Genomic DNA, 1,051 nt, shown 5'->3' on the forward strand with positions numbered 1-1,051 from the left:
CTACGCAAAGGGCAGAATTTTTTTGTAATTGCTCCACAGCTCGCTATCCTCGCCGAAATACGCGAGCAGTCCGCGGGCGTTGCGATCGAAAGGGTTGGGCTCTTTATGCAGCGCGATACGCTGCGACAGGCGCAGATCGTAGGTGTTGTATATCGCAGAATACGGCACCGGAAAGTCCGAAGCGTAAAGCAGGCGCGAGTGCACGTCCGTTTGGCTAGCCAGATGCGGCAGAGCCTTAGCGCGCACCGGCGTCATCAGAGCAGAAACGTCGGCGTAGAGGTTTTTGTGCGTGCGCAGAAGCGCCAGAAGCGCGAAATAATCGTGTCCGAAATTTCGCGGACGGCGCGAGAGCGCACGAAAAATATGCGAATACTCGTAGTTAATCGCCATGTGCGCGCACACCGTCGTAACGCCCAGCTCAAGCGGCGCATAAATCATCTCCAGCGCCTCGCAGCGGCGAGTGCTGGGCACCGAGCTTTCGTTGCCGATGTGGATCACCAGCGGCAAGCCGAGCTTGGCGAGCTTTTCAAAATACGGCACGTAGCGAGGCAGCCTCGTATCCAGATCCCAATAGTTTTGTAAAAATTTCGCCCCCTTAAATCCGAGCTCGAAGCAGCGATCGATCTCATCTAGCGCGTCCGCTCGCTTCGGATTGATGCTAAAAAACGGCACGATGAGATCAGGGTTTTTTTGATAAATTTCAAACACGCTGTCGTTGTCCGCACAGACGGTCTTATCGCGATGGATTAGCTCGCCCGCGTCGCTAAATTTAGCATCCACGCCGAAAAGCACCGCCTTTTTAACGTATTTCGAAGCTCTAAGCCCGCCGAGCAGAGCGTCCACATAGGCCTCGTATGGCTCTTTGATCGCGCGCGATACGTCTATGCCGAAGCGCCTGCCGAAAAGGCGCAGCGCGAGCCTGTCGTAAGGGCGGTCGAAGCGCACCTCCTTGCTTAGCAGATGGACGTGAAAATCAAGCGTTTGCATCGGGGATCCTTGGGAAAATTTTGCCGAGTTTATATCAAATTGCGGTAAATAGTTAGAATTTTAA

General features: G+C 54.0%; 1 protein-coding gene. It reads right to left on the minus strand.

The window, feature by feature from the left end; translation table 11 throughout:
• The gene (locus Q0257_RS12835; protein WP_298025406.1) at positions 1–987 is read right to left on the minus strand and encodes an amidohydrolase family protein; all 987 of its coding nucleotides are present in this window, start codon (positions 985–987) and stop codon (positions 1–3) included.
• Positions 988–1,051 lie beyond the last annotated feature (64 nt).

Origin of the sequence: uncultured Campylobacter sp. (assembly GCF_938018035.1) — a bacterium.
In the GTDB taxonomy this organism is placed as follows: domain Bacteria; phylum Campylobacterota; class Campylobacteria; order Campylobacterales; family Campylobacteraceae; genus Campylobacter_B.